At 31.9% G+C, this 14,347-nt stretch carries 12 protein-coding genes and 1 tRNA gene; 9 read left to right on the top strand and 4 right to left on the bottom strand.

The window, feature by feature from the left end:
* The first annotated feature begins 31 nt into the window (after positions 1–31).
* The 6 genes from iadA (at position 32) to DTL3_RS00575 (ending at position 6,258) form a co-directional block, all read left to right on the top strand.
* Positions 32–1,201 (top strand): beta-aspartyl-peptidase, encoded by a 1,170-nt coding sequence (iadA, locus tag DTL3_RS00550; RefSeq protein WP_045087063.1) that lies wholly within the window; start codon positions 32–34, stop codon positions 1,199–1,201.
* A gap of 374 nt (positions 1,202–1,575) precedes the next feature.
* A complete protein-coding gene (locus tag DTL3_RS00555; RefSeq protein WP_045087064.1) occupies positions 1,576–2,586 on the top strand; it encodes a mannose-1-phosphate guanylyltransferase in 1,011 nt (336 codons plus the stop codon).
* A gap of 78 nt (positions 2,587–2,664) precedes the next feature.
* Complete coding sequence (gene rpmE / locus DTL3_RS00560; RefSeq protein ID WP_045087065.1) at positions 2,665–2,886, top strand: 50S ribosomal protein L31; 222 nt, start codon at positions 2,665–2,667, stop codon at positions 2,884–2,886.
* Positions 2,887–3,122: 236 nt separating this feature from the next.
* On the top strand, positions 3,123–3,500 hold the full coding sequence (locus tag DTL3_RS00565; protein ID WP_045087066.1) for a S1 RNA-binding domain-containing protein: 378 nt from the start codon (positions 3,123–3,125) through the stop codon (positions 3,498–3,500).
* 362 nt (positions 3,501–3,862) lie between these two features.
* On the top strand, positions 3,863–5,131 hold the full coding sequence (gene hisS, locus DTL3_RS00570; protein ID WP_045087067.1) for a histidine--tRNA ligase: 1,269 nt from the start codon (positions 3,863–3,865) through the stop codon (positions 5,129–5,131).
* Positions 5,132–5,184: 53 nt separating this feature from the next.
* Positions 5,185–6,258: a glucose-1-phosphate thymidylyltransferase gene (locus tag DTL3_RS00575; protein WP_045087068.1), complete on the top strand. Its 1,074-nt coding sequence runs from the start codon at positions 5,185–5,187 to the stop codon at positions 6,256–6,258.
* A 64-nt stretch (positions 6,259–6,322) separates the two neighbouring features.
* On the opposite strand, the gene DTL3_RS00580 is transcribed toward DTL3_RS00575, so the two are convergent.
* Entirely contained in the window at positions 6,323–7,945 is a 1,623-nt protein-coding gene (locus tag DTL3_RS00580; protein WP_045087069.1) for a cobalamin B12-binding domain-containing protein, read from the bottom strand.
* Complete coding sequence (locus DTL3_RS00585; RefSeq protein ID WP_045088504.1) at positions 7,945–9,027, bottom strand: NAD/NADP-dependent octopine/nopaline dehydrogenase family protein; 1,083 nt, start codon at positions 9,025–9,027, stop codon at positions 7,945–7,947. The genes DTL3_RS00580 and DTL3_RS00585 overlap by 1 nt, the downstream gene beginning before the upstream one ends.
* A gap of 395 nt (positions 9,028–9,422) precedes the next feature.
* Here DTL3_RS00585 and DTL3_RS00590 point away from each other — a divergent pair, with 395 nt between their 5' ends.
* The 3 genes from DTL3_RS00590 (at position 9,423) to DTL3_RS00600 (ending at position 13,857) form a co-directional block, all read left to right on the top strand.
* Positions 9,423–10,829 carry an MATE family efflux transporter gene (locus tag DTL3_RS00590; RefSeq protein ID WP_045087070.1) on the top strand — a complete coding sequence of 469 codons (1,407 nt, stop codon included), beginning with the start codon at positions 9,423–9,425 and terminating at the stop codon, positions 10,827–10,829.
* A gap of 271 nt (positions 10,830–11,100) precedes the next feature.
* Positions 11,101–13,239, top strand: coding sequence for an alpha-galactosidase (locus DTL3_RS00595; protein WP_052670193.1), 2,139 nt, complete (start codon positions 11,101–11,103; stop codon positions 13,237–13,239).
* A 276-nt stretch (positions 13,240–13,515) separates the two neighbouring features.
* Complete coding sequence (locus DTL3_RS00600; protein ID WP_045087071.1) at positions 13,516–13,857, top strand: hypothetical protein; 342 nt, start codon at positions 13,516–13,518, stop codon at positions 13,855–13,857.
* A 35-nt stretch (positions 13,858–13,892) separates the two neighbouring features.
* Here DTL3_RS00600 and DTL3_RS09840 read toward each other — a convergent pair whose 3' ends face one another.
* Positions 13,893–14,018, bottom strand: a complete 126-nt coding sequence (locus DTL3_RS09840) for a hypothetical protein (protein WP_269446381.1) — start codon at positions 14,016–14,018, stop codon at positions 13,893–13,895.
* 242 nt (positions 14,019–14,260) lie between these two features.
* A tRNA-Met gene (locus tag DTL3_RS00605) sits at positions 14,261–14,337 on the bottom strand.
* Between the last annotated feature and the right edge of the window lie 10 nt (positions 14,338–14,347).

Genomic DNA, 14,347 nt, shown 5'->3' on the forward strand with positions numbered 1-14,347 from the left:
ATTTAGTTCACTTATTAAAGGAGTGGGAAATTTGTTAACAATAATTAAAAATGCAGAGGTTTATTCCCCTCACTATCTTGGAAAAAAAGACTTAGTGATTGGTGGGGGAAAAATACTATATATATCTAATTCATTTACTTCCTCTTCCCCATTAGATGTAGAAATTTTAGACATCGAAGGTGATTATTTAGTACCTGGTTTTATTGATTCTCATGTTCACATAATTGGAGGAGGTGGAGAAGGAGGATACAGCACACGAACACCTGAAATAATGCTCTCATCGGTAATAAAAGCTGGAATAACTACGCTTGTTGGTGTTCTTGGAACCGATAATGCCACGAGAACGATGACAAATCTGATTGCCAAAGCAAAAGCTTTAAGAGATGAAGGAGTAAGTTGTTATGCATACACAGGTTCATATCATCTACCTTTAAAAACATTAACAAACAGAATAATAGATGATATAGTATTTATAAACGAAATAATAGGTGTTGGTGAAATTGCCATATCTGATCATAGAGGTTCTCAACCTACTCTTGAAGAATTAATACGAATTACTTCTGATGCAAGAGTTGGAGGCATATTATCTAAAAAAGCCGGTATTGTAAACGTGCATGTTGGAAGAGGAAAAAAACTAATACAACCACTCATAGAAGTAGTTAACAACTCAGATTTACCAATAACTCAATTTTTACCAACTCACATGAACAAAAACCAAGAATCAATAAAAGCATGTGTAGAATTTATTAAGTTGGGCGGAAGAATAGATTTCACAACAAGTTCTTCTACTACACTAGATGAAAACGATATTTCAAAGCCTTCAAAAGCTTTGAAAAAGTTACTAGATGAAGGAGTTAATATTGACAATATTTCATTCTCTTCAGATGGCCAGGGAAGCATGCCTCATTTTGATGAAAAAGGAAATTATGTTGGGTTAACTGTTGCTGATGTAAGCACATTATACCAAGAAGTCAAAGATTCAATCATAAATGAACAAATCCCAATAGAGATTGCTTTAAAAGTGGTTACCTCTAACCCAGCTACTTTTTTAAAATTAGAAAGCAAAGGACGAATAGAAGAAGAATGTGACGCTGATTTAGTTATATTAGATAAAAAAACTTTAGATATCAAAAGTGTCATAGCAAGAGGAAAAATGATGATGAAAAATGGTAAAATTATAACAAAAGGAACTTTTGAGTAGACTCTATCAACAATCCCTTTAGATTTGATAGAGGCTACAATAATAAATTGAAATATTAATTAAATATGATTTTGATTTTACAACGGGTCTAGGGCGGAGCCCTACCTTCTTTGCTTAAATCTCAGAAAAACGTCACTACATAATTTAGGACTTTAGAAATTAAGATTTTTAAAAATTGAATTTTGATCTTATAACGGGTCTAGGGCGGAGCCCTCATCCCTTGGTACAAGTACCAAAAAACTCAATAAATTCAGAATTAGTGAGTTTTAGAACTGAGAAGGTATTTTGTAAAAAATCAATTCTACAACATATATATTATAATGATTTTGGAATTTCTAAAGTGAGTATATTATTAATGTTGAGGAGGATATATAATGAAAGCAATAATCCTCGCTGGGGGGTCGGGAGAAAGATTTTGGCCTCTTTCAAATTCTAAAAAGCCTAAACAATTTTTGAGGCTTTTTTCCGATAAAAGTCTTATAAGAGAAACGTATGAAAGGTTACTATATAAAATGAATCCAGACGATATATATATTGTCACTTCAGAAAATTACTTTGAAATCACTAAACAAGAAATTCCGGAAATTGACGAAAAAAACATAATTTTAGAACCAATTCCTAGAAATACAGCACCTGCATGTATGTTAGGTACCTTGATTGCGGAAGATAATGAGACTGTTGTTATTTTACCTGCGGATCACTATATTCCCGACAAAGAAGCTTTTTGGAACACATTAAGTAAATGTATCAAGGCAGCTCACAAATATGATGGATTATTTACACTTGGTATAACTCCAACTCGTCCTGAAACAGGATACGGATATATAGAAGCAGATAAAGAGTTAGAATCTAATATTTTTAAAGTTAAATCATTTAAAGAAAAACCCGATCAAGAAACAGCTAAATCATTTATAAAAGAAGGAAATTTTTTCTGGAATAGCGGAATTTTTATATGGAAAAAATCTATTTTCTTAAAAGAGATGGAAACACATTCATATGAAATTTACGAAAAACTTATAGATATTGATCCTTTCAATATCTATACACTAAAAAATGTATATCCAGATATTAAAAAAATTAGTATAGATTATGCACTTATGGAAAAGTCACAAAAAATATATGTTACAAAAACGGATCTTTTATGGTCAGACGTAGGAAATTGGGTTTCAGTACGAGAATTAGCAGGATATTCTGATAACAAGAAAAATGTGCATATCATAGACGGAGAAAATGTTTTTGTAAAATCCAATAAAAATGTTGGTGTAATAGGACTTTCAAACATAGTTGTTGTAGAAAGTGAAGACGGCCTCCTTATAACAACAGAGGAAAAAGCGCAAAAAGTAAGAAATATTTCTCAAAAGTTTAAAGAGACCGATAACTCCTGAAAAAAATCATGTTTGACAGATAATATATAATTATGGTATAATCAAATGACAAGAAAATATACTTAAGAGGTGTTAGAATTGAAACAAGGAATCCATCCAGAATTAAAGCTAGTTACAGTAAAATGTGCATGTGGCGCAGAACATACACTTTATACTACGGTAGACAACTTTAGATTAGAGGTTTGTTCCAAATGCCATCCTTTCTATAAAGGAGACATGGGTTCTCAAATTATAGATACTGAAGGTAGAGTTCAAAAATTCAAAAATAGGTATAAAGATTTTTTTGAAAATGAAAATTAAACTGCTAAATCACTTTATTTAGGGGGGATTTATAAGCGGGCAAAATTTATTGATACAAAAGGTTAAAAGCCTTACTCGATCAGACCTTGCTGTTGGTAAGTTACCAACATCTGATCGAAATAGAAAAATATTTGGAGGTGAAGACCAGCGCCGGGACCCAGGCCACCTTTGTACGAAGGTGATATCACGGCTTAGCAAGGTTTTCGTGGTAGAGAGACAAGGGCAAGGTATTAAGTGTGGTAAACGAAAGCTTAGCAACAGGAGATACAGTTAAAGCGAAAGTGGTTGATATTAAAAAGTTTGGTGCTTTTGTAGAGTTGGAAAACAAAGAAGAAGGATTTATACATATTTCTAAAATATCCAAAAAATATGTAAAAGAGATTTCCGATTTTTTAACCGTCGGTCAAGAAATTGAAGGAAAAATTATCGGAAAAACAAAGGATGGAAAGTATGAATTATCTCTAAAAGAGAATAATGATGAACTAATCGATGAGGCCACAAATAACTCCCAAAACTTTGAAAAGAAGTTGAATCAATACCTAAAAGATAGCGATAAAAAAATCCCCGAATATAGGAAGCACTTAGACAAAAAAAGAAACATAAAGAAAAGATAAACAGAATATCTAATATAGTTTAAACTTTTATATATAGCATAAAATTAAGAGAGAGCTTTAGCTCTCTCTTAATTTTTTGTGATAGAATATTTATGATAATAAATGGTATGTTTTTTTATCACCATTATTCTAATACAAAAAATGCAATTGTTAATTATCGTTTTTGAATTTAAAAGGGTAACAGGGCTTAGCCCTCTCCTCCTTGGTACAAGTACTGAAAAGGTTAAAGAAATTAAGAATCAGTAAGGATCAGTATTGAAGAGATATTTTGTTAAAATAATTAAACCCAAAATATACATATAATAAGGACTTTAGAATTTCTAAAGTGATTAAAAACAAACAACTATAAGGAGGTTCCTGTTTTGAGTAATTATAAAAGAATAAAAGGAACTAAAGATATATTTGGAGACGAAATCAATTACTGGTATTATGTTGAAAATTCAGCTAAAAACACTCTTGAAAAATATGGTTTCAAAGAGATAAGAACCCCAATTATAGAAAGTGAAGAACTCTTCAGTAGGGGAGTTGGTCAAGAAACTGATATTGTTCAAAAAGAAATGTATACGTTTGAAGATAAAAAAGGTAGACTTTTAACTTTGAGACCAGAAGGAACAGCTTCTGTAGTTAGAGCATACATTGAAAATTCTTTGATAAACTTAGGTTCTCCTCAAAAGTTCTTTTATATAGGTCCTATGTTCAGATATGAAAAACCACAATCAGGTAGGTATAGAGAATTTTATCAAATAGGTGCTGAAATCTTCGGTACAGATTATCCTTTAGCTGATGCCGAACTTATACATCTCTTGCATGAATTTTTTAGATCTTTAAAATTAACTAACTTCAAAATAAAAATCAATTCCATAGGAACACAAAAAAGCCGAGAAAAATATAAAAAAGTGCTTAAAGAATACTACACGCCATTTTTACCTAATTTGTGCGAAGACTGTCAAAGACGCTATAATACTAACATCATGAGATTAATTGATTGTAAAATTGATAAAGAAATTGCTTCAAATGCACCTTCTATCCTTGATTATTTGGACAATGAAAGCAAAGAACATTTTGAGAAATTAAAGAAATATTTAGATATATTAGAAGTACCCTATGAAATAGATCCTAAAATAGTGAGGGGTTTAGATTATTATTCAAAAACTGCTTTTGAAGTAGAACATTTAGATTTAGGTGAACAAGCTGTTATAGCAGGTGGAGGAAGATACGACGACCTAGTCGAGCAACTTGGGGGCCCCAAGACCCCTGCAGTGGGATTTGCCATGGGTATAGAAAGAATTATAGAAGCACTTAAAAAAGAGCATATAGAAGTCAAAAAGGTATCACAAATCGATGTTTATATAGCTTATCAGGGAGAACAAGCTGAACTAGAAAGCATAAAGCTTTCTAAAGAATTGAGAAAAAATGACATAAAAACGTATTTAAATTTATCAAAAAGGAATTTAGGTGGTCAACTTAAGCACGCAGATAGACTGAATGCAAAGCTTTCGATAATTATGGGAGACGAAGAAGTTGTAAATGATGTAGTAACAGTAAGAAACATGGAAACAGGGGAACAAACAAAAGTTCAAAGAAGCTGGGTAATTGAAGTAATTTTGGAAAAACTACAAGAATTTTACTAAACCAGTTCGACAAATTATAGGTAAAGTTAATATATAAAAGGGGGATTAATACAATGAAAGCTCTTATACTTTGTGCAGGAAAAGGAACAAGACTACGACCTTTAACACTAACAAATGCAAAGCCATTGATTCCTATAGCAAACAAACCAACTATTATGTATAGCATAGAAAAAATAAAAGAATCAGGAATTTCAGACATAGGAATCGTAGTAAGCCCAGAAAATATTGAAGCATTTCAAAGAGTATTGGGAGACGGAAGTTCTCTAGATATAAAAATAACTTATATTATTCAAGAAAAACCTCAAGGATTAGCTCACGCAGTTAAAGTTGCAAAAGATTTTTTAAACAATGAGGATTTTTTAATGTTTTTAGGAGACAACCTCGTACATTTTGATCTTAAAAGTTTTATTAAAAAATTTGAACAAAGTGAATATGAATCTTATATTTTACTCACACCTGTAGAAAACCCTTGGGATTTTGGTATTGCGTTGATAGAAGATTCGAAAGTTGTAAAAGTTGTTGAAAAACCTAAGGTACCTCCCTCAAATCTTGCTATAGTAGGTGTATATATTTTTACACCTCTAATATTCGAAGCAATTGATCACTTATCTCCTTCCTGGCGTGGTGAATATGAGATAACAGATGCTATTCAATGGTTAATAGACAACTCTAAAAATGTTGGTGCACATATTATTGAAGGATGGTGGAAGGATACCGGAAAACCTGAAGATCTAATTGAAGCGAACAGAAAAATACTAAGTGAATTAAAAGAAATGCAGATAGAAGGAGAAATAAGAGAAGATTCATTAATTCAAGGTAATGTAGTTATTGGGAAAAATACCAAAATCATCAATTCCATTATAAGAGGTCCTGCAATAGTTGGCGACAATACCACAATAAGTAATTCATACATTGGACCATATACAAGTATTGGAGATGGCGTTTATATATCTTCTTCAGAAATAGAACATAGTATCATATTAAATGATGCAAACATTTTAAACATACCTGTTAGAATAGAATCATCAGTTATTGGAGAAAATGCAAATATCATCTCGATAGAAAGGAAACCACATTCAATAAAATTAATCTTAGGAGATTATAGTCACATACAAATTCCAAAATAGATAATACTAAAAAACATAGAGACGTATTTGCCGTCTCTATGTTTTTCTACATTATGTAACTAATTTATATTATCTTTCTGAGTCTTTCTTTCTCTCTTAAAATATTACCTTGATCATCAACCGCCTCATATGCTCCATTTATGACAGCAACCTTAATTTTTCCTTGAGCTATACTATTACCTTGTAAGCCCACAGCGTCTAATATTCCTGTTTTTACTGCCATATATAACGTTTCTGGGTCGGTCAATGGATCTTCTTTGTCAATAGAAAATTCCTTTATCTTTTCAATTATAACCATAGCCTCATTTTTTAATAGATCTATTCTACTTTTAATTTCTGGATCGCTTTTAAAATCTGGCAACCCTCTTGAAGCCAAAGAATTGGCCTTTCTAACCATCTTCACACTTTCTAAAATCTCTTTAGAAGTAGCTCGTTTCATAGCTTCACAATAAGAAACAACATGAATTATATGAGGATTCAAATACGATGCATAAAACATAGAAGCTACAAGTTGTCCCATTGCACTGTTTGGATCTGCTGGAAATGAAAGAAGACCAGTTCTAACCATTCTATAAGGAATAAAATTTTCGTCTTGTAAAGATTCAACTAATTCTAGTTTTGCAATAGCTTTTGCGATATCCATTTTTGGGGATAAGTTCGGTGGGGTATTCATCATATACTGTTGAACATACCATCTTACTCCTAACTTTTTAGCTATATATGCTGATAAATAAGCTGTTGCAACTGCAAGACTATCATGTGCGTATCTTAACTCCCATTGATGAGAATCGTTTACCTCAACTGGTACATCATTTTCTGCATTCCATTTTATTCCTTGCATATTTTCTGTAATTGCTGCTAATAACGTTCTTTTAGAACGTTTATCGAGCTCAGAATACCAAAAAATTGGAATGGCAGCCCAAGCATTATTTATAGTTTGTTTTAATAGTTTTGAAAAATCCACTATATGAGTAGTTCCAGAATAACACCTAACTAGAGGATAATTTCCTCTTCGACTTGCTTGATATAAATTTATAAAATCTTCTTTAGATCTTATAGGTGCTCCACCTGCTCCATCCTGATTAGGATCCATCTTATCTGGTTCAAAAAAATATTGCTGACAGTTTTGATCAGGCGCAAGTGAAATAATATCCAAAAGTTCTGAATCCGCTAATTTTTTTATTTCTTCAATCGTTTCCTCAATTGTTTGAAGACCTATATGATGCCTTATTAAAGGATAAGGTGATTTAAATTCTATCCTTTCGGGTAAATTATCAGGATAATTTTTCTTTTCTTCATACTTCATTTGACCTCTTAAAAAAAGCACTACATCTTCTTCCTCTTCAGAACCATCAAAAATCTTTTTGAATATACCATACTTTCGTGCTACTTCTCCTGTTTCAAGAGTTCCACCGAAAATAAAATCTATCTTTTTATATATATCTAGCTCTTTAACTTTTCGAAAAAATTCGTCCAAAAGTTTAGTTAATGCGTCTGCTCCTAACCTGTAACTAATAGCTACTATGTCAGGTTTTTCATTTTCAATACTTTCAATAAGCTTATTTATAGGTACAGCTGCGCCTAAATTAACTACTTCATAACCTTCTCTTTTTGCCAATTCTAAAAAATTAAGTATTCCAGCAATGTGCACATCTATGCCTATCGAAGCAGCTAATATTTTCTTCATCATTCACCCTCCTCAACAAACTTTATTATGTCTTCAATGCTTTTGCCTTTTAGACCTAAATCTTCAACAGTTCTTCCAATCTTCCAAAAATTGCCGTCTAACATCACGTTTGCTATATTTATCATAGAATCAATTATTGGAGTATCGACACCAAATTCCTTACCAAATGATGATATTGGGACCAAACTCATCGGTACATCTTCTAAAAGATATCTATTATTTAAACTAGTTGGGGCGTAAATTCCTCTATAGCCTTCGTTATTACGTATCGCTTCATATAAAGTATTCCCTTCAACATCATAGGCATAACTAAGCCATTCTTTAGCAGTCAAAGGTTCCGCATTAAAAAGTTTCATCACATTACATCTTTCTTCATCAATTATTTCAAGAACTTTTGCAACAGAAGGAGAAATACCCTCAAAATAGAACTCAAATTTACCCGCAGTTGTTTCAACTCTAGCGGCATTTAAAATTAATGTGGCAGGATGAAAAACAACTGCTATATTATTAAAACTAGTATATATGATACTTTTAACAATATCAAATTCGGGCATGACCTGTAACAATATTTCCGCCAATTCAGGATTTCTAGATGCTGGTAAGGCAGAAACTGGCACGGCATTTTTTATTCTAAAAATTCTTGTAACTCCTGGATTAGACATTCGAGAAGCAAAAATAAAGGTTTGGGCTTCGGCTATAATAACATCTTTTTTTAGTCCTTTACTTTTCAAAACATTATAAAACTCTAGAGCACCACCTGTTCTGCCAGGATTCAGTACAATTATTTGTCCATCTTCAAGAAAAGGTACCATCTTTTCAGCTAATTCTTTATGAGCAAAAGCTGGAACTACTATTAAAATCAATTTTCTTCCTTTTATCGCTTCATCTATCTTCGTGGTTGCAAAAGAAATTTTATATTCTCCCTCAACAACTGAACCTTCTATCTTTATTGAACGTGTCTGAATTATAGGATATATTCTTCTTCTTGATCTATTAAAAAGACTAACATCAAACCCCTTCATAGCTAAATAACCTGCCAAAGCTTGTCCTCCATTTCCAGCACCAACTACAGATATTTTAATCATATTTTCATCTCCTTTCAAAACAAAGAACCAGAAAAATAATAGATTAGTAACATAATATTTTATCATAATTATGTTACAAAATTTCTTCACAAATTCTATAAATAGCCTATAATATTTTCTAAATCATACCTTTAGAGCAGGGTCGCTGATAAAATTTTTCACAAATAATTAACTAGTTTGTATTACTGTTTTTATTATATCAAGATAATATTGATAATGATTGAATTATAAAATTAGTATTTGAATTTATAATGTGTCCGGACGGAGCCTCCCACCTTTCTCGATACAATTACCTAAAAGTTTAAAGAAATTAGAATTAGTGAAGATTACAATTAAGAATTTTGAAATTTCAAAAAATATGTATAAATTTGCGAAAAAGGAGGAAATAATCAATGGTAGCAAAAAATGAGTTTTTAGGCACCGAAAGCATTGGAAAATTAATGTTCAAGCTGACACTTCCAGCTATAGCTGCACAGATTATTAACATGTTATATAACATTGTTGATAGGATATATATAGGCCATATGCCAGAAGTAGGAGCACTCGCTTTGACAGGATTGGGGGTAACTTATCCCCTTATTATTGCCATATCTGCATTTTCTGCTTTAATTTTTATGGGTGGAACTCCTCGGGCATCTATAAAAATGGGTGAAGGTGATTATGAAGGGGCAGAAAAAATAATGGGCAACAGTTTTATCCTTCTTGTCATCATTTCAATTATATTAACCGTTTTAGGATTAATATTTGATAGGCAGCTTCTCATGCTATTTGGTGCGAGTGAAAATACAATCGAATACGCATATAACTATATGCAAATCTATCTACTTGGAACTATTTTTGTTCAGTTAACTCTTGGTATGAATTCATTTATAACTGCCCAAGGATTTGCAAAAACTGGTATGTACACTATTTTAATTGGGGCAGGACTAAACATAGCTCTAGACCCACTGTTTATATACACTTTCGGTTGGGGTGTACAAGGAGCTGCTATCGCTACTGTTATATCTCAAGCAGTTTCGACAATATGGGTCATATCCTTTCTAAGAAGCGATAAAAGTGCCTTAAAGCTTAAAAAAGAACATTTCAAATTAGAAAAAGAAATTGTTCTTCCTATTTTTTCTTTAGGAATGGCACCTTTTATAATGCAATTCACAGAGAGTATATTATTTTTTAGTTTCAATTTCTCTTTATTGAAATACGGAGGAGACGTAGCTGTCGGCTCAATGGCAATACTCTCAACATTAATGATGTTTGCCATGTTCCCGCTTATGGGCTTTACTCAAGGAGCTCAACCGATTATTAGCTATAACTTTGGAGCAAAAAAACCAGAAAGAGTTAAAAAAGCATTTAACTTGTTATTATCTATATGTTTAATATACTCTGTAACTTTCTGGGCTCTTGTCATGGCATTTCCGGATTTTTTTGCGGGTATTTTTACCAATGATTTGGCATTAAAAGAATTCACTGTTTGGGCAATGCGTATATATATGGCAGCCCTTGTACTGATGGGAGCACAAATTGCATGTCAACAAACATTCATCGCAATTGGTAATGCTAAAACATCCCTTTTTTTAGCTTTGCTAAGAAAAGTTATTTTACTTATCCCTTTGATATTCATTTTACCTATGTTCTTTGAAAACAAAGTTATGGCTGTCTATCTTGCAGAACCAGTTTCTGATACTATCGCTGTAATTGTTACAATATCTATGTTCATTGTTCAATTTAGAAAATCTTTAAAAGAGATAGAGACTGAAAAGCCTGAAAAAATCAAAGAAGAATATCAACACCAAGAAACCTAACAAAGTATACTTACTAAATATAATTTAAAAAGACGCCTGTAAGGGCGTCTTAATTATTTTATTTGTCTATGATTTCTTTAAATGAAAAACAACTTATATTAATATTATTGTTATAGAATATAAATATATTTTATAACTATATTTTTTTAATTTTTTTCGGTAAGGATACCGAAAAATCAGTCAAGAACTACAGACTTTGTATTTATTTTATATTCAAAAGCTCTTTTTATAATTTGTACATATTTAAAAACTTAATTTTAGGGGGTATGTTATGCCTATAACTTTTAACAAAAAATCAAAAATATGGTATTTGGAAACTCAGAACATGGGCTACGTTTTTGGATTAGACAATTTAGAAAAGTTAAAAAATTATTATTGGGGTCCTAAACTTCCTAGGCTTGAAGATTATCCTACTGATAAGGATTATATAGTTACTGACAGATACTCTTGGAACCATGAATTTTCAACAAGGTCTGAAAACAACCATGTTGAACATTGTCTGAAAGTTGAATACTTTGATGGAGTTAGAGATGTAATTTTAAACTATGAAAACTATATAAATGAAGATAACTTATTAATTGTCTCACTTATTGATGCATATTATGGATTGCGAGTAAGGTTGTTCTATCAATTAATTGAAGAATACGATATTATTGAACGCTGGATAGAAGTTGAAAATTCTTCATTAAAACCTATAAAAATTGAAGACATAAAGTCCGCATCAGTATATCTTGAAAATGAAAAAACCGCTAGATTAAATTATTTATGTGGCATGTGGGCTAATGAATTTTGTCTAAGATCTGAAGAAATAAATGAAGGAAAAAAGGTTTTAGAAAGTAGAGTAGGAAACACTGGTCCTTATCTTAATCCTTATTTTTCAATAGATTATGAAGCAAAAGAAGACAAAGGAAGAGTATATTTTGGTTTGCTTGGTTGGAGCGGGAACTGGAAAATAGTTGTCCAAAAAAGAATATATGAACGAATAGCAATTGTTGCTGGTATTAACGATTGGGATTTCACATACTTACTAGAACCTTCTCAAAGTTTCATTACGCCTAAACTCATGATTGGTTTTTCAAATGAAGGATTTTCAAAAGCTAGTCAAAATTTACATCATTATCAATTGGATTATATCCTACCGCAAGACAAGGCGCATAAATTACGAAAAGTATTATACAACTCCTGGGAGGCTACCACTTTTAATGTTAACGAAGAAAATCAAAAACAATTAGCTCAAAAAGCTGCTCAAATAGGTGTAGAATTATTTGTAGTTGACGATGGTTGGTTTGGTAAAAGAAACAGTGACAATGCTGGACTAGGCGATTGGTATGTCAATCCTGAAAAGTTTCCTAAAGGTTTGAAACCTTTAATCGACTATGTCAAATCACTTGGAATGGATTTTGGTATATGGGTAGAACCTGAAATGGTGAATCCTGATAGCGATCTATACAGAAATCATCCTGATTGGGTAATAAATTTTCCAAACAGACCCAGGACTGAACAGAGAAACCAACTTATTTTGAATTTAGCTAGAGAAGATGTTAAAGAATACATTAAAGAATTTATGGATAAGCTATTGACAGAAAATAATATAGATTTTATAAAATGGGATATGAACAGACACATATTTGAATCGGGTTGGCCAGAAGTAGAACCAAATAAGCAAAGGGAGATTTGGGTAAGATATGTATGGAACCTATATGATATTTGGAACTATTTAAGAAAAAAACATCCGCATGTAACTTTTGAATGTTGTTCTAGTGGTGGCGGTAGAGTGGATTTAGGAATTTTAAGGTATGCAGATCAAGTATGGACCAGTGACAACACAGATCCTTTTGATAGACTAGAAATTCAAGAAGGATTTTCTTATGCTTATGCCCCAAAAATAATGATGGCGTGGGTTACTGATTGGGGAGGAAAAGATAAATATCCACTAGAATATATATTTCACTCGGCTATGATGGTATCTTTGGGAATTGGGGCAGATTTGAAGAAGTTTACGCCCGACGATTTTGCTATCGCCAAAAAACAAGTTCAACTATATAAGGAAATCCGAGATATAGTTCAGGAAGGATTCCAATACCGCCTTTCCTCAGTCAACAAGGAAAGATATTTTGCAGTTCAATATCTTACTAAAGATAAAAATGAGGGAGTAATTATTTATCTAAGAAATCCAAGAAGGTTTGGATTGTTTGATAGAGTAAATATAAAACTTAAAGGATTAGAAGATAATTATCTCTATGGTATTTATGAAGGAATAAAAGATGAGGAAAAAGAAATTATTCAATTAACGGGCAAAGCATTTAAAGAAAGAGGCTTTATAATTGAGGATTCATACCTAGATTTCTTTTATAATGGAAAATCTCCCCTCTTTTACAGTAGAATCTTAAAAGTAAAAAAAATCGATTAATGTCTTTTTAATTTTTGTAATATAAAATACAAGCGGAAACTTATATTTAATCTCTGAAGATTTTCTAAAATAATCATTTGAATTTATAATGGGTCCAGGGCGAAGCCCTCTCCCTTCCTTGGTACAAGTACCGAAAAGTCAAGAAAATTCATGATTAGTGAAGATTAGAACTGAGTAGGTATTTTGTAAAAAATCAATTCTAAAAAATTATAATAAGAATTTTGAAATTTCTAAAGACAGTACAGTATCTATATATATAAATGGAGGTGGATATATATGAAAAGATTTTCTATGCTCATTTTTGTTATGGTGTCAGTTTCTTTGAGTTTTGCTTTAGATTTGGTAGGAGGTATTAGTTACAACACCTATAATTTTGACTTCTTTTCGAATGATGAATTAATAAGTCTTTTTTCAGAAGAAATAAATAAAAGTATGGAAAACGGTTGGGGTGGATATGCCGGTGTTGGACTAGGAGGAAATATCGGCATTGAAATTGGTGCTGACTTATTTAATAGTAAATATGAAAGTCCAGCTGATCAACAACCTGTTATATCTGTTGCACAATCTACTTTTGGACCTTACGCTGCTTTAAAAGTTAAAGCAAATGCCCCACTGTAGCCCATTAGTCTAGATTTAAAAGCTGCAGTTGCTTATTATTCAAATGAAACAACCTCAAAAGGAGAAATTTCGTGGGGACCTCTAACAGGTACCGCAGATTTATCTGGTTTAAAATTTAAAGGTCTTGGATACTTAATAGGTGGTGGATTAAATCTTAACATTACAAGGAGTCTAAATTTATCTTTTAACGGAACCTATAGAATTGCTAAGCTTCCCCTTACAGAGGTTAAAAATATTGAAGGAGCTTACGAAGCATACGAAGGTGAAGAAAAAGTTGTAGTAGACTTATCTGGTTTGCGAATAGGGGCAGGTCTATCCTTAGAATTTTAATTGCAATTTGTGTATAAAATAAAAAGATGGAGTTATAAGATTTAACTCCATCTTTTTATTTGAAAGGATTCTGTGGTGGCGGCGAAGAGATTCGAACTCTTGACACTACGGGTATGAACCGTATGCTCTAGCCAACTGAGCTACGCCGCCAAAAAAAACC

The sequence above is a fragment of the Defluviitoga tunisiensis genome, from assembly GCF_000953715.1.
Classification (GTDB): Bacteria; Thermotogota; Thermotogae; order Petrotogales; family Petrotogaceae; genus Defluviitoga; species Defluviitoga tunisiensis.

Bases quoted from the DNA above. Each gene is read 5' to 3' on its own strand.
- DTL3_RS00555 (WP_045087064.1), top strand. From the start codon at position 1,576: ATGAAAGCAATAATCCTCGCTGGGGGGTCGGGAGAAAGATTTTGGCCT.
- DTL3_RS00575 (WP_045087068.1), top strand. From the start codon at position 5,185: ATGAAAGCTCTTATACTTTGTGCAGGAAAAGGAACAAGACTACGACCT.
- DTL3_RS00580 (WP_045087069.1), bottom strand. From the start codon at position 7,945: ATGAAGAAAATATTAGCTGCTTCGATAGGCATAGATGTGCACATTGCT.
- DTL3_RS00590 (WP_045087070.1), top strand. From the start codon at position 9,423: ATGGTAGCAAAAAATGAGTTTTTAGGCACCGAAAGCATTGGAAAATTA.
- DTL3_RS00595 (WP_052670193.1), top strand. From the start codon at position 11,101: ATGCCTATAACTTTTAACAAAAAATCAAAAATATGGTATTTGGAAACT.
- DTL3_RS00600 (WP_045087071.1), top strand. From the start codon at position 13,516: ATGAAAAGATTTTCTATGCTCATTTTTGTTATGGTGTCAGTTTCTTTG.
- DTL3_RS09840 (WP_269446381.1), bottom strand. From the start codon at position 14,018: ATGTTAAGATTTAATCCACCACCTATTAAGTATCCAAGACCTTTAAAT.